A 22,700-nucleotide genomic window follows, 5' to 3' on the forward strand; every position below is an offset into this window, starting at 1 on the left:
CTCAACGGGCTCTCACCGGCCACGGTCACCAATCGACATCGATCTGCGCGCGCTGCAGCGTGCCGCTGTAGTCGACGTACGCGACCTTGGTCTCCGTGTAGAATTCGTACACCTCCCACCCGCCTTCGCGGTGCCCGTTGCCCGTGCTCTTCACGCCCCCGAAGGGGAGGTGGGCCTCCGCGCCGATCGTGGGCGCGTTCACGTACGTGATCCCGTTGTCGAGTTCCTCCACGGCGCGGAAGGACGCGTTCACGTCCCGCGTGTAGATCGACGACGACAGCCCGTAGCGCACCTCGTTGTTGATTTCGAACGCTTCCTCGAGGGTATCGAAACGAATCACGGAGAGTACCGGGCCGAAGATCTCCTCGACCGCCGCTCGGTGTCCCCTCGCGACCCCGGTGAGGACCGTCGGCTCGTAGAACCAGCCGTCGCCCAGGCCCCCGTCGGAGGGCCGGCGGCCTCCGGTGGCGACCGTCGCACCCTCCGCTTCGGCGATCGCGACGTACCGCTCGCACTTGTCGCGCGCCGCCTCGTGGACCAGCGGGCCCACGTCGACGCCGGCCTCGAGCCCGTCGCCCAGCCGCAGCGATCGGGCCTCGTAGCACAGCCTTTCCACGAAGTCGTCGTGGATGTCGCTCTGCAGGAGCAGGCGGCTCGTCGCCGTGCAGCGCTGGCCGGTCGTGCCGAAGGCGCCCCACAGCACGCCTTCCAGGGCGAGATCCGGATCCGCGTCGGAGAGGACGATCTGCGCGTTCTTGCCGCCCATCTCGAGCGACAGACGCTTGTGCATGCGCCCGGCGATCTCGCCGATCCGGCTGCCGGTCTCGGTGGAGCCGGTGAAGGAGAGACCCGGCACCCCGGGGTGCTCGACGATCGCCTGCCCGATCGTCTCGCCCCGCCCGTGCAGCAGCTGCACGCACTCGGGCGGGAGGCCGGCCTCGAGCAGGATCTCCACGAACCGGTGCGCGCTGTGGGGCACGTCCTCGGAGGGCTTGTAGATGATGCTGTTCCCGCACAGGAGGGCCGGGAAGATCTTCCAGCTCGGGACCGCGACGGGGAAATTGAAGGGGGTGATGATCCCGAACACGCCGATCGGGCGGCGGAAGGACATGGCCCACTTGTTCCGGAGTTCGGACGGCGCCGTCCGCCCGAACAGCCTGCGTCCCTCGACCGCCGCGTAGTAGGCCGTGTCGATGGCCTCCTGGACATCGCCGCGCGTCTCCTCGAGGACCTTCCCCATCTCGCGGGTCATCGTCCTGGCGAGTTCCTCCTTGTGCCGGGTGAGGAGGTCTCCGGCCCGCTTCAGCGCGAGCCCTCGCTCGGGCGCCGGCGTCCTGGACCAACTTTCGAAGCCGCGCTGCGCCGAAGCGACCGCCGCGTCGAGTTCCGACGGATCGGTGTCGGGGAAGAGCCCGATCAGATCCGACGTACGGGCCGGGTTCCGGTTCTCCATGTACTCGCCGCTGGCGGGCGCCGACCATCCGCCCGCGATGTGGTTCGGGAACTTCTCAGTCATGCCGGGGAGACTCCGCTCTGGGTCCGTGGCTCGGGTGTCCGGCACACGAGGCCGGGTGGAAGGGTCGACAGACCGACCGCCCCGGGGGCCGTTCGTCAGCGATGCAGGAGGAGGATGATCTCCTCGTTCTCCACGCGAACGTCCGCGACGGCAGCCGGGATGTCGAAGAGCAGGGCTTGCCCGTTCATGCGCAACCCCAATTGCTGCCCGGCCATGCCGAGCAGGAGGGGAGGCACGGGGATGACCCCCGCCTGGAGGCTGACGAGATGGATGCGTCCCTCGCCCACTTCGCCCACCTCCAGAAAGACTTCCGCCGCGACGACAGCCGAATCCCCGAACATGCGCCCGAGGCTCGCCGCCGCGTCCCCTGCTATCGTGAGCCGGGTGAAGTCGACCTGGGCGGAGAGGGCCACCGTCGAGTCGCGCAGTTCGATCGCGGGCGCCCCTATGCCGGCGGGCAGCTGCGTAGCGAGGCCGTATTCGACGTAGCTCTGGAGCTCCATCTCGGTGAACCGCGTCTCGGCGGCGCCGCCGCCCGACGCCAGCTCCCGCAGGACGGTCTCGACGCGGGCGGCCGCCTCGGGACTCGGCTCGGGCATGGCGATGTCCTCGCCGTCCACGTTCGCGAGCCACCGCTCGATGTCTTCCCGCAGGATCCAGCCGGTGACCAGCAGGGCCAGCAGGAAGACGAGGAAGCCAAGTCCTGTGAAGAGTCTTCGGAAGATGCCCATCTGGTCGACCGCCTTCGACGTGAATCGGTACAGGGGTGAAACGTAGCACCCGCGCCCGCGGGCCGCGTCAGGCGCCCGTGCCCGCAAGGGGACAGGAGGCCACCTCCGTATGACGAGCACCGCGCGGGAGAAGTTTACTCCGCATGAGGGACACTTCGTGCACCGCCACGGTAGTCTCGAAGCGCACCCGGGCGATCGCATCGGCCAGACCGAGGGGCGCGGGGGGGCGGCGGATGCGTCCCACGGTCACATGTGACCGGAAGGGCCTCGGCTCCGGGGCGATGCCGGCGCGGACGACCGCGGCTTCCACGGAGCCGTGGAGATCGATGAGCGCGGAGGCGTCCTCCACGCCCACCCAGATCACGCGGGCGCGGCGGAGCGACGGGAAGACGCCGGCGGCGCGCAGCCGGAGGTCGAAGCGGGGAAGGTCCGCCGCGGCGGCAGCGATCGCCCGCGCGAGCGGCGCCTCGCGGCTCCGCTCCGTCTCGCCGATGAAGCGCAGCGTGAGGTGCAACTGCTCGACGGGTACGGGGCGGACGCCCTCGAGCGCCCGCAGGGCATCCGTGGCGCGCGCAATGCCCTCGCGCACTCGAGGCGGGAAGCGAAGCGCGACGAAGAGCCTCGACCGCGCCGGGGTGGCCCCGTATCCTGCGGGGCCGGTCAAGACCGCGCCGACCCAGCCGACCCGAAGCCTGCCGTCATGATCCTCCTCATCGACAACTACGACTCGTTCGCGTTCAACCTCGCGCGCTATCTCGAGGAACTGGGCGAGACGGTGCGCGTCCGGCGTAACGACGAGGTCGATCCGGGCGCGCTGCGAGGCGAAGGGCTCTCGCATATCGTGATTTCTCCGGGCCCCTGCACACCGGCCGAGGCCGGGGCTTCGGTCGAGGTGATTCGCGCCGTGGGCGCGGAGATCCCGATCCTCGGCGTCTGTCTCGGGCACCAATGTATCGCCGCCGCGGTCGGCGGACGGGTCATCCGCGCGGGCCGGCCCATGCACGGCCGCCTCTCGAACATCCGCCATTCGGGACGGGGGCTGTTCGCCGGCCTGCCCTCGCCGCTGGAGGTCACCCGGTACCACTCGCTCGTCGTCGACCCCGCCGATCCCGGCCCCGGCCTCCGCGTGACGGCGGAGACGGAGGCGGGCGAGGTGATGGCCATCGAGCACACCGCGTGGCCCGTGTGGGGGGTGCAGTTCCACCCGGAAGCGGTGCTGACCGCCGGGGGACACCGCCTGCTGGGCAACTTTCTCGCGCTCGGGAGGGGCGAGGCCCCGGCCGCGGCGCCGGTCGAGGCCGGGCGCTGCCCGGAACTTCCGCCCGGGGCCCTCGCGAAGTAGCCGCACGCCAGCAGCCCGTGCTAGATCGATCCGCGAAACCGAATCGCTTCAGCGACGTGCCCCTCGGACACCCGCGCCCGCGCATCCAGGTCCGCGATCGTCCGGGCGACGCGGAGCGCCCGGTGGTAGCCGCGCGCGGTCAGGTCGAGGCACGTCACGGCCTTCCGCAGCAGCGCGTGGCCGCCCCGGTCGACGGCGCACACCCGCTCGAGCCGGGCCGGCGGGATGCGCCCGTTCGTGTTCCCCTGGCGGCGGGAGGCAAGGGCGCGCGCCCGCGACACCCGCCGCCGAACGGCCGCGCTCGCCTCGACGGGGCCCTTGCCGGCCAGATCCTCCCAGCGCACCGCGGGCACGTCGACGAGCAGGTCGATCCGGTCCAGGAGCGGCCCGCTGACACGCTGGCGATAGCGCCGCACCGACTCGTCGGGGCAGCGGCAGCGGCCGGAGACGCCCCCGTAGCCGCACGGACAGGGGTTCATCGCGGCCACCAGGGTGAACTCGGCCGGAAAGCTGGCCGATCCGGCCGCGCGGACGATGCGCACCTGCCCCTCCTCGATCGGCTGCCGGAGCGCTTCGAGCGTACGCCGGCCGAACTCCGGCAGTTCGTCCAGGAAGAGCACGCCGTGATGCGCCAGCGAAGCCTCGCCCGGTCGCGGGCGACTTCCGCCTCCGATCAGGCCCGCCTCGCTGATCGAGTGGTGCGGGGCCCGGAACGGGCGCGTCCGCTTCAGCCCCGCCCCCTCGGACAGGAGCCCCGCCACGCTGTGGATCGCCGTCACGTCCACGGCCTCGGGGAGCGCGAGTCGCGGGAGCAGCCCGGGAAGGCAACGGGCCAGACTCGTCTTGCCGGAGCCGGGACAGCCGGACAACAGGAGGTTGTGGCCACCGGCCGCGGCGATCTCGAGCGCCCGCTTGGCGACCGGTTGGCCCTTCACGGCGGAGAGATCGAATTCCCCTGCGGGGGGCGTCTCATCCTGCGGCAGCCGCCGGGCCGGCGACAGCAACCCCGGGGCCAGGCGGCGGCCGCCGTTCTTCAACGCGACGAGGATCCGGCCCAGCGAGTCCGACGCCCCCAGTTCTATGCCCTCCGCCGCCGAGGCCTCCCGCAGGTTGGCGCTCGGCAGGAGGAGCCGGTCGACGTTCGGAGCCGCGGCCGCGTAGAGGGCGATGGGGAGGGCGCCCCGGACCGAGCGCAGCGAACCATCGAGCCCGAGTTCGCCCACCGCCATCGTCCCCCGCAGGGCGTCCTGCGCGAGGTCGCCCTTGGCGCACAGGATCCCGAGCATGATCGGCAGGTCCAGCGCCGCTCCCGTCTTCGGGAGGTCCGCCGGCGCGAGGTTCACCGTGATCCGCAGTCCGGGAACGTGCAGCCCCATCTGCGCCGCGGCGGCCCGGATCCGCTCGCGGCCCTCCCGCACGGCACCCTGCGCGAGACCTACGATCTGTATGATGGGCGTCCCGGTGATGAGGGACACTTCCACGCTCACCGGCCGCACATCGAGCCCCATGACCGCGGCCGACATCACGGACGCCGATCCCATTGATCTCGCCATACGTTCTTCGCTCCCGCCCGGACAGTCTTGTACGTTCTCAGGGGGTCACGATCGACATTCGTCTCAACCGACCCTCAAACGAGGCGGGCGATTGCGGAAAAGAGCCCTGAGATCGAAAGGGCGCGCGCTGGCGGTCTCGGTTCTTCTCCTGAGTCCCCTCCCGGCAGGCGCCCAGGAACTCGACGCGGGCCACCTCCAGATCCATGTGGACGGGCGGCGCGTGGGGAGCGAGCGCTTCCGGGTCTGGCGCGCCGGATCCACCGTCAACGCCGTGGCCAGAATCGAGATCGTGCAAAGGCCGGCGCGGGAGGTGGGGCTGCAGATGGATCCCGACCTGCTCCCGATGCAGTACGAGGTCGAGGAGGGGCGCTCGGTCCTGGTCAGCGGCGAACGGTTCGCGGACCGGGTCCGCTTCCAGTTCGCGACCGCCGGGGGCGAGGGCTGGAAGGAGTACATGGTGCAGGAGGTGGGGGCGATCGTCGAGCCGGGCGTGGCGCACCATTATCTTCTCCTCGTCCGCACCCTGAGGGAGGCGCCGGAGGGGCGTCTGGAGGTGCTGCTCCCGCTCGCGGGGCGATCCGTTCCTGCACGGCTGACGGGTGAGGGTCCGGACAGCGTCGAGATCGGTGAGGGCTCCGTGGCCGCCACGCGCTACGACCTCGAAGTCGATGGCGCCGGGCTGAGCGTCTGGCTGGATGCGGACGACAAGCTCCTGCGCGTGGTCGAACCCGGAGCCCGCCGCGAGGCGATCCGCGCGCCGGTGGAAGGCTGACCGACTCGGGCCGGGAAGCGCCGACGGTTCAACCCGGGACAGAAACCTGGAGATGAAGATGGAACATACGCATGCGTCGTCCGAAGCGCCGACGGAGAAAGTCTCGATTCCCGTCCTTCCCGTCCGCATCCTGCAGGCCTTCGTCTCGCCGGCGAAGCTGTTCGACGCGCTCCGGGAGCGGCCCGCGTGGCTCGGGGCCGTGGTGGGCCTCGTCGTGGTGGGCGCCGCGGTGCAACTCCTGACTCCGATCGTGGTCCCCGAAGACGTGCGGCGGGCGATGTTCGAGAGTCAGATCGGGAGGTTCATCCCGCCGGGGGCGGATCCCGAGTTGCTCGAGCAGCAGGTCGAGGCCGCGATGTCCACGGGTCCGGCGGCCGGGATCGCCACGGTGGTCATCGCCACACCCATCTTTCTCTCACTCATCGCGGGCCTCATCCTCATCGCGTTCAACGTCATCATGGGGGGCGAAGGCCGGTTCAGGCAGCTGTTCAGCGCCGCCGCCCACGCGAGCTACGTGTCCACGGCGGGAGGGATCGTCGGGCTCGCCCTGATGACGCTCGGCTCCCAGACTCCCATCCTGACGCCCGGTCTCTTCCTGCCGGAGGTGGAAGGGTTCATCGGCGGGTTCCTAAACGGAATCAACATCTTCTCTGTTTGGACGTGCGGGGTGCTCGGCGTGGCCGTGAGCCGCATCTACCCGGAGCGGTCCGCGGCGGCGGGCACGACGTATCTACTCGTCCTTTATCTGCTCGTCGTGGCCGTCTTCGCGGCGCTGGCCGGTCTCATGGGCTGATCCGGGGCCCGCCACACCGCGGCTGCGCGGGCGAAACCAAGCGTGTGGCGAGGACGTACCCTTGCACAGTGAATCACGGAATCGTGCGGACAGCCCGCCAGGTCTCGAAATAAAGGTTGTGGTGCAGGATGCTTAAAGCGTTTCTCGCGGTGGTCGTTCTCGGACTGCTCGCGACCATGGGATATCTGGCCACGCAGCGTGAGGCGGGCCGAGTGGTGGAAGTCAGGGTCGACCAGGTGGGGCTTCGCAGTCTCGTGGCCGAGGTCTCCGCCACGGGCCACATCGAGCCCAAGACGCACGTGGACATCACCACCGATGTCGCCGGGCGGATCATCGACCTCCCTGTGGAGGAGGGGCAGGACGTCGAGGAAGGGGACCTTCTTCTCCAGATCGATCCGGCCCTCTTCCGAGCGGCCGTGGACCGGGCCGAGGCCGGCCTCGCTCAGGCGCGCGCCGGCCTCGCCCAGCAGCAGGCCGCCTACGACCAGGCGCAGCGGGACGCGGACCGGCTCACGACGCTGCAGGAGCGCGGCACGGACTTCGTGACCGAAGCCGAGGTCGAACAGGCGGTGACCGGCGCGGTGGTCCAGGAACGGCTCCTCGAGGCCGCGGAACACCAGGTCGAGCAGGCCGTCGCGAGCCTCGATCAGGAACGGGACCGGCTCGGGAAGACGACGATCGAGGCGCCGATGTCGGGCAAGATCACCCGGCTCAACGTGGAGCGGGGCGAGACCGCGATCGTAGGGACGATGAACAACCCCGGGACCGTGCTCCTCACCGTCGCGGATCTGTCGGTGATGGAGGCCGTGATCGAGGTGGACGAGACGGATGTGACCAGCATCGTGATCGGCGATTCCGCCTACATCGAGATCGACGCGTTCCCGAACCAGCGCTTCGTGGGAACCGTGACCGAGATCGGCAACAGTTCGATCGTGCCGCGGAACCCGTCCCAGGCGGGCGGGTCGGCCCAGGCGATCGATTTCGAGGTGAAGATCGAACTGCGCGCACCGCCCGAGGGGATCCGGCCCGACCTGTCGGCCACGGCCGACGTCATCACGGACACCAGGGACAACGTGCCCAGCATCCCGATCACGGCGCTCACCCTGATGGACGCGGACGAGTACGAAGAGATCCCCAACGAGAACCTGCCTGCCCGGCCGCAGTCGGAGACCCTTCGGGACATCGAAGGCGTGTTCGTGGTCGAGGGTGACCGGGTACGCTTCCGGCCCCTCGAGATCGGGATCGCCGGGGAGAGCTACTTCGAGGTGATCTCGGGGATCGAGGTCGGAACGACGATCGTGTCGGGCTCGTTCCAGGCCATCCGCGGACTCGAGGACGGGAGCCGGATCAGAATCGACCGGGCGGCGGGTGCCGCAGCCGCGGCGAACGACAGTGACGGCAGCGGGGAGAACGGACGATGAGCGAAAACGGGCGGGCGCAGGCGATGATCGTCACGCGCGACCTCAGGAAGGACTACGTGATGGGGGCCGAGGTCGTGCACGCGCTCGCGGGCGTCGACATCGAGATCCTGCGCAACGAATACGTCTCGATCATGGGACCCTCGGGCTCCGGCAAGTCGACGCTCATGAACATGATCGGCTGCCTCGATTCACCGAGCGCGGGAGAGTACGTGCTCAACGGGCAGGCGGTGCAGCACCTGAAGGACGACGACCTGGCCCGGATCCGGAACCGCGAGATCGGGTTCGTGTTCCAGACCTTCAACCTGCTTCCGCGCGCGACGGCGCTGCACAACGTGGAGCTGCCGCTCATCTACGCCGGGATATCGAGCAAGGAGCGGCACAGGAGGGCGGCGCACGCACTCGACCTCGTGCAGCTGTCCGACCGCATGGATCACAAGCCCAACGAGCTTTCCGGCGGCCAGCGCCAGCGCGTCGCGATCGCGAGGGCGCTCGTCAACGACCCCTCGATCCTGCTCGCGGACGAGCCGACGGGGAACCTCGACTCCTCGACCTCCGAGGAGATCATGGACGTGTTCGACACGCTGCACGCGAACGGCCAGACGATCATCATGGTCACGCACGAGTACGACATCGCGGCCCGCTCGCAGCGCGTGATCTCGCTCGTCGACGGGAAGGTGGAAGCGGAGATGTCCCCGGACTACTACCTGACGCGGGGCATCGGGCCGTTCGGCGGCGGCCCGGCGCGTGGAGCGCCGGATGCGGAGACCGAGCCGGTACCCTCCGCGGCTGCGACGGCGCACTCCGCGACTCCGGCGGATGCGGGCTCCGCGGGCGCGGGACCCGCCTCGGCGCCCCCCGGGGGCGGGGGGCCCGGCGGTCTCGGGAGGCCATCCCGCAACCCCTGGGCACCTCCCCCCGAGCCACCCTTCAAGAGCGGCAGCGGGCGCTAGCCGGGAGCCGGGGCGATGCGATTCTGGGAGGGCATCCACCTCTCGCTGCAGCAGGTCTGGGCGCAGAAGCTGAAGTCGTTCTTCGCGCTGCTCGGCATCATCATCGGGATCACCTTCCTCATCGCGGTGATCACGATCGTCGAGGGGATGAACCGCTACGTCCGCGAGGACTTCGCGGGTTCGATCTTCGGCGTGAATACATTCTCGGTCGTGCGCCGACCGACGATCGAGACGGGCCGCATCGACGAGGCGCAGCGACGGCGGTGGCGCCGCAACCCTGAACTCGGCATGCAAGAGGTGGAGGTCGTGCGCGCCGCGGTGCCCGAGGCCCGTTATCTGGCGCACTTCGGCCAGACCGGCGTGTCCTCGGTCCGGTACGGCCAGTTCGAGCGGCGCAACGTGCGGGTGGTCGGCGGGTCGCCGGACTACGAGGCGGTCCAGGGGTGGACCGTGGAGGAAGGCCGTGGTCTCACACCGATCGACGACCGGCAGGCGCTCTCCGTGGCCGTCATCGGGGCCCAGATCGCCGAACGGCTCTTCCCGACCACTTCCCCGATCGGCAAGCGGATCCGCGCGGGCGGGCACGGGTTCCAGGTCGTCGGCGTGATGGAGGAGCAGGGCGGTTTGGTGGGCAATATCCGCGATGCCACCGTCCTCATTCCATTCGAGACCTACCAGCGCACGCTCAGCCGACGGCGGCTCGAGGTCGATGGGATCACGGTGAAGATGAACCGCGCTGACGAGCTGAACCCGGCCATCGCCGAGGTGCAGGGCGCGCTGCGCAGCGAACGGCGCCTCCGGCCATTTGAGCCGGACAACTTCGGGATCGAGACGTCCAGCAACCTTCTGCAGGCCTGGGAGACGATCAACCGCATCCTCATGACGGCGCTCCCCGGGCTGGTCGGGATCTCGCTGGTCGTGGGAGGGATCGTGATCATGAACATCATGTTGCTCTCGGTGACCGACCGGACACGGGAGATCGGGCTCCGGAAGTCGCTCGGGGCCCGGCGCCGGGACATCCTCTTCCAGTTCCTCACGGAGGCATCGATGCTCTCGATCGTCGGCGCGGCGCTCGGGATCGGGACGGGCTTCGGCCTCGCCCTGATCATCGAACGTGTTTCGCCCCTGCCGGCGGCCGTTTCCGTTCCGGCGATGATCATCTCCCTCATCCTCGGGCTCGGCGTCGGCATCGCGTCGGGGCTCTATCCGGCCTACCGCGCCGCACGGTTGGACCCGATCGAAGCGCTGAGGTTCGAGTAGCATGAGCGCGCGCGGAGGTGGCGGCATGGGGTTCTTCGCGACGATGGCGGAGGGGATCGCGGTCGCCTTCGACTCGCTAGGAGCCAACAAGGTACGGAGCGGCCTCACGATCCTCGGCGTGACGATCGGGGTCGTCGTCGTCATGGTCATGGCGGCGGCCATCACCGGCATCAACCGCAGCTTCTCGGAGATGATGGCGCCGAACGGCATTACGACGTTCTGGGTGGCGCATTTCGACTTCTCCTCGATGACCGGCGGGGGGCCGCTTGACGAGGAGGAGCCGGCTTACTTCCGGAATCCGCCACTCGATCCGGAGTGGACCCGGGATCTCGGACGGCTGCCGGGCATCCAGAGCGCAACCCCGATAGTCGAGATGAACAGCGACTTCGGAGGAGCGTACGAGGCGAGTGTCGGGGCGGACCGCGCCGAGATCTCCCTCATGGGCGTGGGCGCCGACTACCTCGAGATCTACAGCGGCGATGTCGCCCAAGGCCGCTGGTTCACGCACTCCGAAGCCCAGCGGCGGGTGCCGGTCGTCGTGATCGACTCCGCCGTGGCGGTCGACCTTTTTGGGCAGCGCGACCCGGTCGGCCGGGACATCCGGGTTGGCGCGGGTCGCAACGCGGCCATGTTCCGGGTGATCGGCATCTACCGGATGCCGGCGAACCTCTTCTCCGGGCTGGCCACGCACTACGTGTGGGTTCCGTTCGCGACTGCGGACAAGTTTCTGAGTATCTCGGACCGGACGATCAGTTTCATCGTGCGGCCGGAACCCGGCGCCGACGCGCAGGCGGCGCTCGACGTGACGTACGCGCGGATGCGCCAGCTTCGGGGGCTGGAGCCTGCAGAGGAGGATGACTTCGCCATCATGACGCAGGACCAGATGCTGAACGTCTGGAACCAGCTCACCGGCGTGCTGTTCGCGGCCATGATGGGCCTGTCCAGCATCGGACTCATGGTCGGCGGCATCGGCGTCATCGGCATCATGATGATCTCCGTGACGGAGCGGACGAAGGAAATCGGGCTGCGAAAGGCGATGGGGGGGCGGCGTCGCGACATCATGTGGCAGTTCCTCGTCGAGGCCTCCACGCTCACGCTGCTCGGCGGAACGGTCGGGATGCTGCTCGGCGGCGGCCTCGTATGGGTCTTGAACCAGTTGACGCCGCTCACGGCCATCGTGCCGCTGTGGTCGATCGTGGCCGCGCTGGTGGCCTCGGCGCTGACCGGGATCGGGTTCGGGCTCTACCCCGCCTCGCGGGCCGCCCGTCTGGACCCGATCGAGGCGCTGCGCTACGAGTAGCGCGTCCGCACGCCGATGAGCGATACACCGCTGGACCTCCTTGCCGTGGCGGCCCACCCGGACGATGCCGAACTCACCTGTGGCGGGACGCTGGCCCGTGCCGCGGAGCAGGGATACCGGACGGGCATCCTCGACCTGACGCGCGGCGAAATGGCCTCGCGCGGGAGTCCGGAGATCCGGGCCGAGGAGGCGGAGCGGGCGGCGGCCGCGCTGGGGGTCGCGGTGCGAGCCAACGCCGGGCTCCCCGACGCGCGGCTGGAGAACTCGCAGGAGACGCGCCGGGTCGTGGTCGCGCACCTGCGCCGGCTCTCGCCCGCGACCGTGATCCTGCCCTACCCGCGCGGGCGGCACCCCGATCACCGGATCGCCTCGGAGCTGGCGCGCGACGCCTGTTTCCTGGCGGGACTGCGCCGCTACGATGGCGGTCCGGCACGGCGACCGGAGAAGGTGCTCTACGCCATGGCGTACCGCGAAGACGCGGTGAAGCCGACCTTCGTCGTGCCGCTCACGGAGGCGCAGTTCGAGCACAAGATCGAGGCGGCGCGCTGTTACGCGTCACAGTTCGAGGGGTCGACGGCGGCGGGCGAGATCTTCCCCACCGGGCAGTCGCTCATCGAGCGGATCGAGACGGCCTCGCGGCACTACGGCTCGCTGATCCGGGCCGCGCACGGCGAGCCGTTTCATACGGACGAGACGATGCGGGTGGAGGACGTGATGGCGCTCGGCGTCCGGTCGCTGTAGGCCCTTTCGGCCGCGCAATCAGGCGCCGCCGGGATCAGCCGCCGCAGTGAACCTCGACGAGCAGCCGCTTCCAGCTCGGCTCCGACTCCGGGCCTACCTTCAGCACCTGGACGCGCGCGGACCCGCCCCGACGCATCCAGGGGGCGAGCCAGGCGCCGATCTCACGCGGAAGGTGGCCCACGGGGTCTCCGGCGGGAACGTGGACCCACACGTCATCGGGCTGGCCGCCGGGCGGATCGGGGATGAGGAGCAATTCTTCCCGGGGACTGACGGTGTCGAGGTGGCGGGCGCGGTCTTCGAATGCGAGGCCGTGTACGGTGGTCCGAAACACCGGGGCCCCGAGCGGCGGCAGGGTTTGGTCGTCGGGAGTCTGCCCCGGGGGTCGTGGCGCCGGGGGGGTCGGCCCCGACGCGGACGGTGGTGGTTCCATGCACTCCATCCCGAGTTGCGTCGTCGTTCGAAGCTTCGACACAATAGACCGTCTTTGCCGACCGGGCGAATCCCGGGCGGATCCCGGGCGAACCCCCGCTGAAGATGACGATCATGAAGGCGGACCAGGAGCGTCTCTATCTCGATTACGCGGCGACCTGGCCCATGCGCCCGGAGGTGTGGGAGGCCATGGGCGCGGAGCTGCGGCACGGCTACAACCCGGCCAGCGCGCACGCGCCGGGACGCATGGCGCATCGCAGTCTCGAACTCGCCCGGGGGCGGATCGGGGAACTCCTGTGCTGCGCCCGATCGTGCATCTACTTCACCGGCGGCGGTACGCAGTCCGACAACCTCGCGATCCTCGGCTTCGTGCGCTCGCACGAGGGTTCGGGACCGCGCGTCTTCGTGTCGGAGATCGAGCACAAGGCGTGTCTGGAGGCGGCGGATCGCGGCGGGCTGGAGGGCGCCCGCGTGTCCCGCATCCCGGTGGACCGCTCCGGGACCCTCGACCTCGAATGGTTGCGGCGCGGGCTCGAGGCCGACCCGGCCGCGCCGACCCTGATCTCCGCGATGTGGGCCAACAACGAGATCGGCGCCGTGCAGGCGATGGACGACCTCGTCGCCCTCGGGCATGAACACGGCGCCCTCGTGCACACGGACGCGGTGCAGGCGATGGGGAAGGTCGACGTCGACCTGGAGCGCACCCCGGTCGACCTGCTCTCCGCCACCGCCCACAAGCTGGGCGGACCGGTCGGGATCGGCCTGCTCTACCGCCGGCCCGGGGTGACGTTGGAGCCATTGAGCTACGGGGGCGGCCAGGAGCGGTCGATGTGGCCGGGGACACAGAACCCGATCGGCGCCACGGGCTTCGCGACCGCGCTGGCGCTCGCGGTCGGGGAGCGGGAGGCGGAGGTGGCGCGCTGGACCGCGCTGCGCGACCACCTCGAGGGGCGGCTCCTGGCGGAGATACCGGACGCCCGCATCCACGGGGGCGAGGCGCCCTTGCGGCTGCCCAACCTCGTCAGCGTGGGGATCCCCGGGTGCGACAGCGGGGCGCTCCTCGTCTCCCTCGACTTCGAGGGCATCGCGGCATCGGGCGGGTCCGCGTGCGGGTCCGACTCGAGTGTCGGTTCGGGCGTGCTCGACGCCATCGGCGTTCCCGGCGACGCGCCCTATGCGGCGGTGCGATTCAGCTTCGGCCACGAGACCACCCGGGCGCATGTCGACCGGGCCGCGGACGCGCTCGCCCGAGTCGCGGCGCGGGTCGTCGCCCTCACTGCCTGACGGGGTCGTCCGCATGATCGCGCCATCCCGCCTCGGCCGCTTCGCGGACGCCGTGCTCGTCGCCATGTCCGGCGGCGTGGATTCGTCCCTCACCGCGGCGCTGCTGGCGCGCGAGGGCCGCCCGGTCATCGGCGTGACGATGAAGACGTTCTGCTACTCCGGCGTCGAGGGGGCGAGCCGCACCTGCTGCGGTCTGGACGGGATCGCCGACGCCAAGTCCGTCGCGGCCCAGCTCGACATGCCGCACCACGTCTTCGATGTGGAGGAGGACTTCACGCGGGACGTGATCGACGACTTCGTCTCCGAGTACGCCGCGGGGCGGACGCCGATCCCCTGCGTGCGCTGCAACAGCTTCACGAAGTTCCGCGACCTCCTGCGGCGAGCGGACGGGCTGGGCTGCCGCTGGCTGGCCACGGGGCACTATGCGCGCGTCGTCCGACCGGGGGCCGGACGGCCGCAACTCCGCCGCGGCGCGGACGACCGCAAGGACCAGACCTACTTCCTGTGGGGGATGCCCCGGCCTGCCCTGGACCGCCTCCTGCTGCCGGTGGGAGACCTCACGAAGCCGCAGGTGCGCGCCGAGGCGCGGCGGCTCGGTCTCGACACGGCGGACAAGCCGGAATCGTTCGAGATCTGCTTCGTCCCCGACAACGACTACGCCGGGGTGCTGCGCCGCTACCTGCCCGACGACCACCCCGCCCTCTCGCCGGGAACGATCCGGCTCGAAGACGGCTCCGAGGCCGGCCGTCACCCCGGCTACGCGCACTACACCGTGGGCCAGCGCAAGGGGCTGCCGGGGGGCTTCGCCGAGCCGATGTTCGTGCTCGAGATCCGGCCGTCGTCGCGCGACGTGGTCATCGGACCGCGGACGTCGCTGGCGCGTGCGCGCATCGTCGCCCGGGACGCGAACTGGCTCGCGAGCCGTCCCATCGCGGGCGAGCGGATCGGCGTACGCATCCGGCACGGGGCACCGATCGTCGACGCGGACGTGCTCGAAGCAACGTCGACGGGCTTCTCGCTGGATTTGCCGACGCCGCAGGCGGCGATCACCCCGGGCCAGAGCGCGGTGCTCTACCGCGGCGACCTCGTCCTCGGGGGCGGCATCATCGTCAGTGCGGGAGGCCCTCCTGCTTCGCGAGTTCCTGGACGGTCCTGAGGCCCTCGGTGGAGAGGTCGGGGGTCTCCACCACGACCTTGACAAGCTGATCGCCGCGGTTCTCGCCCCGCCGGAGTCCCTGGCCGCGGATGCGGAACGCGGTGCCGCTCTGTGTGCCGGGCGGAATCCTCAGCACGACCTTGTTGCCGTCGATCGTCCTCACCTTGATCTTCGAGCCGAGAATCGCCTGCGCGACGTTGATCGGCACCTCGCAGGCGAGGTCCAGCCCGTCGCGTGTGAAGAACCGGTCCGGTTCCACCTGGAACTTGATGATGAGGTCGCCGGGCGGGCCGCCGCGCGGACCGCGCTCGCCCTGGCCCGACAGACGCACGCGCGATCCGGTCTCGACCCCCGTCGGCACCTTGACGCTCAGCTTCCTGCGCGTACTCACCTGCCCGCGGCCCGAGCAACTGGAGCACGGGGTCTCGGGCACCGTGCCCCGCCCCACGCACACGGGACAGGGGCGGGTGACGGAGAACCCGCCCTGCCCGAAGGTGACCTCCCCCTTCCCCCCGCACTCGGAGCAGCGCTCGAGTGACGTACCGGGGGCCGCGCCGTTGCCGTCGCACGTCGCGCATTCCTCGCTGATCGGGACCGTGACCGAGACCCTGCCGCCGCGCGCCGCGGTACGCAGGGGGATCGTGACCAGGTACTCGACGTTGCGCCCGCGCTTGGGCCCTTCCTTCTCCGGCTTCGCCTTCTTCCCGAAGTCGAAGATGGAAGAGAAGATCCCGCCGATCCCGCCCAGGTCGGAAAGGTCCTCGAACTTGAAGCCGCCCGCACCCCCGGGCGCCCCCCCCGCCGGGCCCGGGCCGAACGGGCCGAGGCCGCCGTACTTGCGCACCCGGTCGTACTTCCGGCGCTTGTCGGGATCCGACAGGACGCCATGCGCCTCGGAGACCTCCTTGAACTTCTCCGTCGAGGCCGGATCCCCCGCGTTCGCGTCGGGATGGTGCTTCTTGGCGAGCGAGCGGTAGCCCTTCCGGATCTCGTCCGCGCTCGCGTTCTCGGCCACCCCGAGAATCTTGTAGTAGTCCTTCGCCTGCGTCGACATCGGCTCAGGTATCTTCTTCGTCGTGACGGAAGACCGTGACGCGGGCCGGGCGGAGCAGCCGGTCGCCAAGGCGATATCCGACGAGGACGACGTGCGACACGAGTTCATCCTGCTCGGGGTCGTCCGTCGGCGTCATCATGAGCGCGTCGTGGAGGGTCGGATCGAAGCGCTCGCCCGCCGGGTTGACCTGCTCCACCCCGTTGTCCGCCAGAACCTTGGCGAACTTGCGCGCCACGAGCCCGATCCCCTCGTGCAGCGTCTCCCTCGTCGCGCCATCGATCGGTGTTTCGGCTACGCGCTGCAGGTCGTCCATGACCTCGAGCAGCTTGCTCGCCAGTCCCGCGCGGGCGCCCTCTCCGGCTTCGCCCAGTTCCCGCCGCGTCCGGCGCCGAAAGTTGTCGAACTCGGCCGCGAGCCGAAGATAGCGGTCGTGGAGCGCGGCGAGTTCGTCGGCGGGGTGGCCCTCCTCCCGGGCCCTGGGCGCGGCCACCTCATCGACGTGCCCGGGCGTTTCCGCCTCCTCGGCATCCCCGACCGCGGCGTCCGAGGTGTCCGGGCCGACCTCCGCCGGTTCTTCGCTCTTCGTATCCCGTCTCTTGTCCCGCTTGACCATCGACTATCCTCGCAAGATCTGGCTAACGGTCAGTCTCCTGGTACACGCGAACCCAACCAACGCATCGCCTCCTCGGCGGCGGCTTCGCGGATCTCCTCCCGGGTGCCCTGGAAGTGGTGACACCGGACGGCGCGCGAAGGACCGTCGAGGGCGATCCACACCGTGCCCACGGGCTTCTCGGCGGTCCCGCCCGATGGTCCGGCGATCCCGGTGACGGCGAGGGACCAGGTACTGTCCCCCGCACGCCGGGCTCCGGCGGCCATCTCCCGGGCCACGGTCTTCGACACGGCGCCGTGCCGGCGGAGCGAGGTTTCCGATACGCCGAGAAGCGCCCGTTTGGCGGCGTCATCGTAGCTTATCAGCCCGCCCCGGAACACCTTCGAGGCGCCCGGCACGGCGGTGAGCGCCGCCCCGATGAGCCCCCCCGTGCAACTCTCGGCCAGCACCAGCGTGTGGCCCTTCCGGTCGAGGCGCCCGATGAGCGCGGCCGCCACGTCGAACAGCGCGCAGCCGTCGTTACGAATGGCGCCCCGCAATGACGCGCGAGAAGGTCGCCACGTACGTAACGGCCGAAATCAGCGTGAGGACGACCGCGACCGTGAGGAAGACCGTGGTGAGCCAGCCGAGGAAGGCGGAGAACCAGCGCCAGGCCTGGCCGGATGGCGCGGCGAATCCCGGCGTCAGGAAGGCCACCCAGAGGATCGCCGAACAGATGAAGATGTTCTGGGCGAGAGCCTTTCTCTTCCCCAGTGTCAGCGCCCCGACGACCCGGCCCCGCCGTGCCGCGAGGAACCGGAGAAGGGTGACCAGGAGTTCGCGCCCGAGGAGCACGATGACGGCCCAGAGCGGGATGACGTCGAACAGGGGGAGAGATCCCGCTCCCGACTGGCCGAGGTTGATGCTGTAGACCGGAAGCAGCGCCGCGACGAGCAGCAGCTTGTCGGCCAGGGGGTCGACGATCTTCCCGAACGAGGTGACCTGATTGCGCGCCCTCGCCAGATGCCCATCCCACAGGTCGGAGAGGGCGGCGACGAGGAAGACGGCGAAGGCGATGATCCGCGGCAGCGGGCTGGGCTGCAGGAGCAGCGCGGTCACCACCGGCGCCGCCAGGATCCTCGCCGAGGTGATGGCGTTCGGGAGATTCAGGATGGTTCTCCGCTTCCAACGAATCCATCGCCCGCGAGCGCGCCCTCGAGACGGCTGAGGATGGCGGAGGCCCGCTTCCGAAGCAGGGGGCGCTCCTCCCAGGTCAGGTAATCGCGAAGCAGGGGCAGGTCGTCGACCGCTGGGTGTGACTTGAGATAGCCGAGCGCCGCCAGACGCCGGAGCGGATGCGGGCTGAACAGTTCCCGCCGGTGTCGTCGCATCTGGTCGCGCGCCAGGTATATCCCGAGGCCGACCGCGGCGGCGGCGCCGAGGAGGGCGGCCGCGGCGATCTTCCACGCCGTCGAGGTGTCGCGCTCGGGGTCTCTGTACTCGATCCGGGTCGTCATCGTGCCTCTACATGTCCCGCCGGCCGGCGAAGGCCTCGGCGATGGTTACGCCATCGGCGTACTCGAGGTCGCCGCCCACCGGGAGCCCCCGCGCGAGCCGGGTGACCCGCACGTCGGCGGCCGACGACAGCAGGCGCTGCAGATACGTCGCCGTCGCCTCTCCCTCCACGCTCGCGTTCGTCGCGATGATCACCTCCCGCACCGAGTCTCCGAGCCGCCGAAGCAGGGCACGGATGTTGAGGTCCTCGGGCCCCACCCCGTCGAGCGGGGACAACCGCCCGCCCAGTACATGATACAGTCCGCCGAAGTTCCCGGAATTCTCGATCGCCGGGATGTCCGAGGCCTCCTCGACGACGCACAGAAGCGCCGGGTCGCGTCGCGGGCTGCGGCACATCTCGCACGGATCCATGTCGCTCAGATTGGCGCACGCGCCGCACACGCGCACCTCCGCGGCCACCCGGTCGACGGCGCGCGCCAGCCGCCTGGCATCGTCCCTGGACCCCCTGAGGAGATGATAGGTGAGCCGCTGCGCGGTCTTGCGGCCGATCCCGGGCAGGCGCGCGAACTCGCCGACGAGGGCCTCGATCGCGTTCACGGCCCGCCGAGCAGATTGCCGAGCCCCCCGAGGGGGAGGCCGCCGGCGGCCCTGCGCATTTCGCTTTCCAACCGCTCACGGGCCCGCCGCTGCACCTCCGAAGCCGCGGCGACGATGAGGTCCTCGAGCATTTCCACTTCCTCCGGATCGACGACGGCGGGGTCGATGGAGACGCCCTTGATGTTCCCCTTCCCGTCCGCGGTGACCTCGACCATCCCGCCGCCCGAGGCCGCGACCATCGTCTGACGTTCGAGCTTCTCCTGCATCTCGGCCACCCGGGCCTGCATCTGCTGGCTGAGCTGCATCATCTGCTGCAAGTTTATTCCTTCCACGACGGCTACTCCTTCAAGGTGAGATCAAGCGCCTTCACGGCTTCTCTGAGGTGCGGATTCCCGTCCATCAACCCTTCCGCCCTGCTCCGGGCGGCTTCCCGGGCCGTCATCCTCCCGCCTTCGTTGTTGACGATTGCGACTTCGAGCCGCTCCCGTCCGAGGCGATTCGCGAGGTTCCTGCGCAGCGGATCGGACCGCCGTCTGTCCGCGAGCAGCGCCTCGAGGTCGCCCCGCAACCCGGACGGCACGCGTAGGGTGAGAAGATCGTCGACGAGCCCCTGCACCTCGGCGCCCCTGAGGGAGATCGCGGAGCCCCCGAGGCCGCGCGTTTCGGCGACGGCCCTCGCCCACGCGTCACGCAACCGGGCCGGAGCCTGCGGGGCCGGCGCGGCCTGCGGGGCGGGCGCGGCCTCCGCCGGGGGCTTCGGCGCCTGCGGCTTCGGGGAGCCCCCGTCGGGTCCCGGAGCCGATCTTCCGCGCCGGGGGTTCGGGGAAGATGGAGCTGGAGAACTCGGCCTCGGCGAAGGAGGACGCGGGGCGGGGTCCTCCTCCAACCCTCCTCCCAGGGCCGCCAGGAGCTCCTCGAGTTCCACCGTGGACTCCATGCGGACGAGGCGCAGGAGCAGCACCTCGAGCTGGATCCGCGGCTGAGAGGACCGGTGCAGGGCGCCGGACGCCTCGAAGTCGCCCAGCGCCGTGAGCATCCTGAGGAGATCCGCGGGGACCATGGCGGCGGCCGCCGCGAGGAAGCGTTGCCGCGATTCCGGGAGGAGTTCGACGGAATCGGCTTCGGGATCGAGCCGCAGGACGAGGAGCGTGCGCAGCGCGTCGCCCAACCCGCGCAGGAACTCCGCCGGGTCGTGTCCGTCGTCGAGCAGCGTCTGGACGAAGGAGAACACGCGCGCCCGGTCGCGCTGCGCCGCGATATCGAAGAACTCGATGTATCGGTCCTCGTCCACGAGCCCGAGCATGCGCCGCACGTCGGCCAGTTCGACCGCGTCGCCGCGGAACGAGAGTACCTGGTCGAGCGACGACAGCGCATCGCGCACCCCCCCTTCGGCCCGGCGGGCGATCGCCCGCAGCGCTCCGGGCTCCGCCTCAATGCCCTCGTGCTCGAGGACCGTTTCGAGCCGTCCGGTGATGTCCCCAACGGAGACGCGCCGGAAATCGAACCGCTGACAGCGCGACATGACGGGGGCCGCCCCGCGCTCGATCTTCTGCGGTTCCGTGGTGGCGAAGGCGAAGATGACCCGCGGCGGCGGCTCCTCCAGGATCTTGAGGAGCGCGTTCCACGCATCGCGCGTGAGCATGTGCGCCTCGTCGAGGATGTAGACCTTGTAGCGGTCCTCGCTCGTGGGCGCGTACGCGGCCCGGCGCCGCAGGTCGCGCGCGTCCTCGACGCCGCGATGGCTGGCCGCATCGATCTCCACCACGTCGAGGGAGGCGCCGCCGGACCAGATCCGCTCGCAGGACTCGCACACGCCACACGGTTCGCCCCCCTCCTGTCCGGGGCAGTTGAGCGCCATGGCGAGGACCCGGGCGCTCGTCGTCTTGCCGACGCCGCGGGGGCCGCAGAAGAGATACGCGTGGCCGACCCGGCCGGACTCGACCGCGGCCTTGAGCGTGGGCCCGATGTGGTCCTGGCCGATCAGATCGGCGAAGCGACGGGGCCGGTAGGTTCTGGCAAGCGCGGTGCGGTACACGGGCTCGTAGGTGCTGTGGGACATCCGGATCATGGACCCCAGGCGGGCCGTGGCGACCGTCACGCGCTTACCGCTGCTACCTTCACGGTCCTGACGGGGTTGACGCGCTTCGGCCCCACGGGCCTGGGGCACAAGTATCTTATCCGCCCGCGGTGACAGCGGCCAGAAAAATCAGACGGCGTCCTCTCCGTAGAAGGCGTCGGGGATGTGCTCGATCCGGCACCCGCCACCGCGTCCCAACTCGACCGCCACGACGTCAAACCGGAATTCCGCGCCGACGCCCGGGTTCCGCCGCAGCCAGGCCCCCGCCGCGTGGCGGATCCTCCTGCGTTGCGCGGGCGCCAGGGCCTCGGAGGGCGGCTGGACGCCCGCGCGGCGCGTCTTCACCTCGACGAAGGCCACCGTATCGCCGGTGCGGGCCACCAGGTCGATCTCCAGACGGCCGGCCCGCCAGTTGCGGTCGAGGATGTCGTATCCGTCGGCCGCGAGATACCGGGCCGCGAGCCGCTCGCCGACGTCGCCGGTCGTCCGGGTGGGGACGCGGCCGGCCCGCTCAGCCGTGGGCCGGGACCACCGCCCGGGCGATACGGCGACCGATCGCGTCCGCGATGGCATGCAGTTCGACCATGAGGGCGTCGAACTGATCCAGGTTGAGCGACTGCTGCCCGTCCGAGGCAGCGGAAGCGGGATCGGGATGCACCTCCAGGATGAGCGCGTCCGCGCCCGCGGCCACGGCCGCCCGCGACATGGGGCCGACCTTCGCGCGGGCGCCCGTCCCGTGGCTCGGATCGGCCACGATCGGCAGGTGCGACAGTTCCTGGATCGTGACCACCGCCGTGAGGTCGAACAGGTTCCGGGCGTGCGTGTCGAAGTTCCGCACGCCCCGCTCACACAGCATCACGCGCGGCTCGCCCTCGGCGACGATGTATTCCGCCGCCAGCAGCAGTTCCTTGATCGTCGCCGCCATGCCCCGCTTGAGGAGCACCGGCTTGCCCGCCCGGCCCGCTGCGCGGAGGAGCGAATAGTTCTGCATGCTGCGGGCGCCGATCTGGATGATGTCGGCGTATTCGGCCACGAGACCCATGCTGTCGGTGTCCAGCGCCTCGGTGACGATGGCGAGCCCCGTCTCCTCGCGAGCCCGGGCGAGAAGCCGCAGCCCCTCCTCGCCCAGTCCCTGGAACGAGTAGGGCGAGGTCCGCGGCTTGAACGCTCCGCCGCGCAGCACGGTCGCCCCGGCCGCCCCCACCCGGTGCGCGGACTCGAGGATCTGTTCGCGCGACTCGACCGAGCACGGACCCGCCATGATGACGACATCCTCGCCCCCGATCTTCACCCCGTTGTCGAGTTCGATTACGGTGTCCTCGGGCCACCACTCCCGGCTCACCTGCTTGTACGGCTGCGAGACGTGGATGATGCGCAGGACGCCGTCGAGCCCGACGAGCCGACTCTCCTGGACGCGTCCGTCGTTGCCGACGAGTCCGATGGTCGTCCGCTGGGCCCCCGGCATCGGACGCGCCCGATACCCCATGTCCTCTATGGCGCGAACCACGTCGCCGATCTGTGCGGACGTGGCGCCGTGCCTCATGACCACCAGCATTGGTCCCCCCCGTGCGTGGGCGATGTCCCGGCCGGCCCGGATGGGCCGGATCCGGCAGGAGCAGG

25 protein-coding genes and 1 other RNA gene are annotated in these 22,700 nt (G+C 70.3%); 10 read left to right on the forward strand and 16 right to left on the reverse strand.

Features of this window, described 5'->3' with window-relative positions; genetic code table 11:
• Positions 1 to 25: 25 nt before the first annotated feature.
• The 3 genes from ACOOHF_RS00990 to thpR form a co-directional block, all read right to left on the reverse strand.
• Positions 26 to 1,516, reverse strand: a complete 1,491-nt coding sequence (locus ACOOHF_RS00990; protein WP_419936562.1) for an aldehyde dehydrogenase family protein — start codon at positions 1,514 to 1,516, stop codon at positions 26 to 28.
• Positions 1,517 to 1,611: 95 nt separating this feature from the next.
• Positions 1,612 to 2,334: a hypothetical protein gene (locus ACOOHF_RS00995; protein ID WP_420463019.1), complete on the reverse strand. Its 723-nt coding sequence runs from the start codon at positions 2,332 to 2,334 to the stop codon at positions 1,612 to 1,614.
• The gene (gene thpR / locus ACOOHF_RS01000; protein ID WP_420463020.1) at positions 2,315 to 2,911 is read right to left on the reverse strand and encodes an RNA 2',3'-cyclic phosphodiesterase; all 597 of its coding nucleotides are present in this window, start codon (positions 2,909 to 2,911) and stop codon (positions 2,315 to 2,317) included. The genes ACOOHF_RS00995 and thpR overlap by 20 nt, the downstream gene beginning before the upstream one ends.
• Before the next feature lie 36 nt (positions 2,912 to 2,947).
• Between thpR and ACOOHF_RS01005 the strand changes: the two genes are divergently transcribed.
• Positions 2,948 to 3,589, forward strand: coding sequence for an anthranilate synthase component II (locus tag ACOOHF_RS01005; protein WP_419936559.1), 642 nt, complete (start codon positions 2,948 to 2,950; stop codon positions 3,587 to 3,589).
• 20 nt (positions 3,590 to 3,609) lie between these two features.
• On the opposite strand, the gene ACOOHF_RS01010 is transcribed toward ACOOHF_RS01005, so the two are convergent.
• The gene (locus tag ACOOHF_RS01010) at positions 3,610 to 5,142 is read right to left on the reverse strand and encodes a YifB family Mg chelatase-like AAA ATPase (RefSeq protein ID WP_420463021.1); all 1,533 of its coding nucleotides are present in this window, start codon (positions 5,140 to 5,142) and stop codon (positions 3,610 to 3,612) included.
• A 91-nt stretch (positions 5,143 to 5,233) separates the two neighbouring features.
• On the opposite strand from ACOOHF_RS01010, the gene ACOOHF_RS01015 reads away from it, so the two are divergent.
• The 7 genes from ACOOHF_RS01015 to bshB1 all read left to right on the forward strand — a co-directional run bounded on the left by ACOOHF_RS01015 (position 5,234) and on the right by bshB1 (position 12,379).
• The gene (locus ACOOHF_RS01015; protein ID WP_420463022.1) at positions 5,234 to 5,914 is read left to right on the forward strand and encodes a hypothetical protein; all 681 of its coding nucleotides are present in this window, start codon (positions 5,234 to 5,236) and stop codon (positions 5,912 to 5,914) included.
• 58 nt (positions 5,915 to 5,972) lie between these two features.
• Positions 5,973 to 6,707: a YIP1 family protein gene (locus ACOOHF_RS01020; protein ID WP_420463023.1), complete on the forward strand. Its 735-nt coding sequence runs from the start codon at positions 5,973 to 5,975 to the stop codon at positions 6,705 to 6,707.
• Between the two features lie 128 nt (positions 6,708 to 6,835).
• The gene (locus ACOOHF_RS01025; protein ID WP_420463024.1) at positions 6,836 to 8,128 is read left to right on the forward strand and encodes an efflux RND transporter periplasmic adaptor subunit; all 1,293 of its coding nucleotides are present in this window, start codon (positions 6,836 to 6,838) and stop codon (positions 8,126 to 8,128) included.
• Positions 8,125 to 9,078 (forward strand): ABC transporter ATP-binding protein, encoded by a 954-nt coding sequence (locus ACOOHF_RS01030; RefSeq protein ID WP_420463025.1) that lies wholly within the window; start codon positions 8,125 to 8,127, stop codon positions 9,076 to 9,078. The genes ACOOHF_RS01025 and ACOOHF_RS01030 overlap by 4 nt, the downstream gene beginning before the upstream one ends.
• Positions 9,079 to 9,093: 15 nt before the next feature.
• Entirely contained in the window at positions 9,094 to 10,338 is a 1,245-nt protein-coding gene (locus ACOOHF_RS01035) for an ABC transporter permease (RefSeq protein WP_420463026.1), read from the forward strand.
• 1 nt (position 10,339) lies between these two features.
• Positions 10,340 to 11,638 carry an ABC transporter permease gene (locus tag ACOOHF_RS01040; protein WP_420463027.1) on the forward strand — a complete coding sequence of 433 codons (1,299 nt, stop codon included), beginning with the start codon at positions 10,340 to 10,342 and terminating at the stop codon, positions 11,636 to 11,638.
• A 15-nt stretch (positions 11,639 to 11,653) separates the two neighbouring features.
• A complete protein-coding gene (gene bshB1, locus ACOOHF_RS01045; protein ID WP_420463028.1) occupies positions 11,654 to 12,379 on the forward strand; it encodes a bacillithiol biosynthesis deacetylase BshB1 in 726 nt (241 codons plus the stop codon).
• Between the two features lie 34 nt (positions 12,380 to 12,413).
• Here the strand turns inward: bshB1 and ACOOHF_RS01050 are convergent, their stop codons facing one another.
• Entirely contained in the window at positions 12,414 to 12,809 is a 396-nt protein-coding gene (locus ACOOHF_RS01050; RefSeq protein WP_420463029.1) for a hypothetical protein, read from the reverse strand.
• Between the two features lie 113 nt (positions 12,810 to 12,922).
• Here ACOOHF_RS01050 and ACOOHF_RS01055 point away from each other — a divergent pair, with 113 nt between their 5' ends.
• Both ACOOHF_RS01055 and mnmA read left to right on the forward strand, forming a co-directional pair.
• Positions 12,923 to 14,092: a cysteine desulfurase family protein gene (locus ACOOHF_RS01055; RefSeq protein WP_420463030.1), complete on the forward strand. Its 1,170-nt coding sequence runs from the start codon at positions 12,923 to 12,925 to the stop codon at positions 14,090 to 14,092.
• Between the two features lie 13 nt (positions 14,093 to 14,105).
• Entirely contained in the window at positions 14,106 to 15,248 is a 1,143-nt protein-coding gene (mnmA, locus tag ACOOHF_RS01060; RefSeq protein ID WP_420463031.1) for a tRNA 2-thiouridine(34) synthase MnmA, read from the forward strand.
• Here the strand turns inward: mnmA and dnaJ are convergent.
• The 11 genes from dnaJ to aroF all read right to left on the reverse strand — a co-directional run bounded on the left by dnaJ (position 15,202) and on the right by aroF (position 22,635).
• On the reverse strand, positions 15,202 to 16,302 hold the full coding sequence (dnaJ, locus tag ACOOHF_RS01065) for a molecular chaperone DnaJ (RefSeq protein WP_419936547.1): 1,101 nt from the start codon (positions 16,300 to 16,302) through the stop codon (positions 15,202 to 15,204). The genes mnmA and dnaJ overlap by 47 nt on opposite strands.
• Positions 16,303 to 16,306: 4 nt before the next feature.
• Positions 16,307 to 16,915 (reverse strand): nucleotide exchange factor GrpE, encoded by a 609-nt coding sequence (locus ACOOHF_RS01070; protein WP_419936546.1) that lies wholly within the window; start codon positions 16,913 to 16,915, stop codon positions 16,307 to 16,309.
• Positions 16,916 to 16,944: 29 nt separating this feature from the next.
• Positions 16,945 to 17,451, reverse strand: a complete 507-nt coding sequence (locus ACOOHF_RS01075; protein WP_419936545.1) for a CinA family protein — start codon at positions 17,449 to 17,451, stop codon at positions 16,945 to 16,947.
• Entirely contained in the window at positions 17,432 to 18,163 is a 732-nt protein-coding gene (pgsA, locus tag ACOOHF_RS01080) for a CDP-diacylglycerol--glycerol-3-phosphate 3-phosphatidyltransferase (protein ID WP_420464405.1), read from the reverse strand. The genes ACOOHF_RS01075 and pgsA overlap by 20 nt, the downstream gene beginning before the upstream one ends.
• The gene (locus ACOOHF_RS01085) at positions 18,058 to 18,408 is read right to left on the reverse strand and encodes a hypothetical protein (protein WP_420464415.1); all 351 of its coding nucleotides are present in this window, start codon (positions 18,406 to 18,408) and stop codon (positions 18,058 to 18,060) included. Before ACOOHF_RS01085 ends, pgsA begins: the two co-directional genes overlap by 106 nt.
• A 7-nt stretch (positions 18,409 to 18,415) precedes the next feature.
• On the reverse strand, positions 18,416 to 19,003 hold the full coding sequence (gene recR, locus ACOOHF_RS01090) for a recombination mediator RecR (RefSeq protein ID WP_419936544.1): 588 nt from the start codon (positions 19,001 to 19,003) through the stop codon (positions 18,416 to 18,418).
• Positions 19,000 to 19,335 (reverse strand): YbaB/EbfC family nucleoid-associated protein, encoded by a 336-nt coding sequence (locus ACOOHF_RS01095; protein WP_419936543.1) that lies wholly within the window; start codon positions 19,333 to 19,335, stop codon positions 19,000 to 19,002. The genes recR and ACOOHF_RS01095 overlap by 4 nt, the downstream gene beginning before the upstream one ends.
• 5 nt (positions 19,336 to 19,340) lie before the next feature.
• Entirely contained in the window at positions 19,341 to 21,062 is a 1,722-nt protein-coding gene (dnaX, locus tag ACOOHF_RS01100; protein ID WP_420463032.1) for a DNA polymerase III subunit gamma/tau, read from the reverse strand.
• A 9-nt stretch (positions 21,063 to 21,071) separates the two neighbouring features.
• Positions 21,072 to 21,167: signal recognition particle sRNA small type (gene ffs, locus ACOOHF_RS01105), an RNA gene on the reverse strand.
• Positions 21,168 to 21,209: 42 nt separating this feature from the next.
• Positions 21,210 to 21,653: a YraN family protein gene (locus ACOOHF_RS01110; protein ID WP_420463033.1), complete on the reverse strand. Its 444-nt coding sequence runs from the start codon at positions 21,651 to 21,653 to the stop codon at positions 21,210 to 21,212.
• Complete coding sequence (gene aroF / locus ACOOHF_RS01115; RefSeq protein WP_419936540.1) at positions 21,592 to 22,635, reverse strand: 3-deoxy-7-phosphoheptulonate synthase; 1,044 nt, start codon at positions 22,633 to 22,635, stop codon at positions 21,592 to 21,594. The genes ACOOHF_RS01110 and aroF overlap by 62 nt, the downstream gene beginning before the upstream one ends.
• Between the last annotated feature and the right edge of the window lie 65 nt (positions 22,636 to 22,700).

It is taken from the genome of Candidatus Palauibacter sp. (assembly GCF_965216145.1).
GTDB lineage: Bacteria > Gemmatimonadota > Gemmatimonadetes > Palauibacterales > Palauibacteraceae > Palauibacter.

Excerpts from the sequence above, each read along its gene's own strand:
- ACOOHF_RS01020 (WP_420463023.1), top strand. The coding sequence starts at position 5,973 with ATGGAACATACGCATGCGTCGTCCGAAGCGCCGACGGAGAAAGTCTCG.
- dnaX (WP_420463032.1), bottom strand. The coding sequence starts at position 21,062 with ATGTCCCACAGCACCTACGAGCCCGTGTACCGCACCGCGCTTGCCAGA.
- ACOOHF_RS01070 (WP_419936546.1), bottom strand. The coding sequence starts at position 16,915 with ATGGTCAAGCGGGACAAGAGACGGGATACGAAGAGCGAAGAACCGGCG.
- mnmA (WP_420463031.1), top strand. The coding sequence starts at position 14,106 with ATGATCGCGCCATCCCGCCTCGGCCGCTTCGCGGACGCCGTGCTCGTC.
- ACOOHF_RS01110 (WP_420463033.1), bottom strand. The coding sequence starts at position 21,653 with ATGCCATCGCGGACGCGATCGGTCGCCGTATCGCCCGGGCGGTGGTCC.
- ACOOHF_RS01085 (WP_420464415.1), bottom strand. The coding sequence starts at position 18,408 with ATGACGACCCGGATCGAGTACAGAGACCCCGAGCGCGACACCTCGACG.
- ACOOHF_RS01005 (WP_419936559.1), top strand. The coding sequence starts at position 2,948 with ATGATCCTCCTCATCGACAACTACGACTCGTTCGCGTTCAACCTCGCG.
- ACOOHF_RS01055 (WP_420463030.1), top strand. The coding sequence starts at position 12,923 with ATGAAGGCGGACCAGGAGCGTCTCTATCTCGATTACGCGGCGACCTGG.
- ACOOHF_RS01025 (WP_420463024.1), top strand. The coding sequence starts at position 6,836 with ATGCTTAAAGCGTTTCTCGCGGTGGTCGTTCTCGGACTGCTCGCGACC.
- ACOOHF_RS01050 (WP_420463029.1), bottom strand. The coding sequence starts at position 12,809 with ATGGAACCACCACCGTCCGCGTCGGGGCCGACCCCCCCGGCGCCACGA.
- ACOOHF_RS01010 (WP_420463021.1), bottom strand. The coding sequence starts at position 5,142 with ATGGCGAGATCAATGGGATCGGCGTCCGTGATGTCGGCCGCGGTCATG.
- aroF (WP_419936540.1), bottom strand. The coding sequence starts at position 22,635 with ATGCTGGTGGTCATGAGGCACGGCGCCACGTCCGCACAGATCGGCGAC.
- dnaJ (WP_419936547.1), bottom strand. The coding sequence starts at position 16,302 with ATGTCGACGCAGGCGAAGGACTACTACAAGATTCTCGGGGTGGCCGAG.
- ACOOHF_RS01035 (WP_420463026.1), top strand. The coding sequence starts at position 9,094 with ATGCGATTCTGGGAGGGCATCCACCTCTCGCTGCAGCAGGTCTGGGCG.
- ACOOHF_RS00990 (WP_419936562.1), bottom strand. The coding sequence starts at position 1,516 with ATGACTGAGAAGTTCCCGAACCACATCGCGGGCGGATGGTCGGCGCCC.
- ACOOHF_RS01040 (WP_420463027.1), top strand. The coding sequence starts at position 10,340 with ATGAGCGCGCGCGGAGGTGGCGGCATGGGGTTCTTCGCGACGATGGCG.
- bshB1 (WP_420463028.1), top strand. The coding sequence starts at position 11,654 with ATGAGCGATACACCGCTGGACCTCCTTGCCGTGGCGGCCCACCCGGAC.
- ACOOHF_RS01030 (WP_420463025.1), top strand. The coding sequence starts at position 8,125 with ATGAGCGAAAACGGGCGGGCGCAGGCGATGATCGTCACGCGCGACCTC.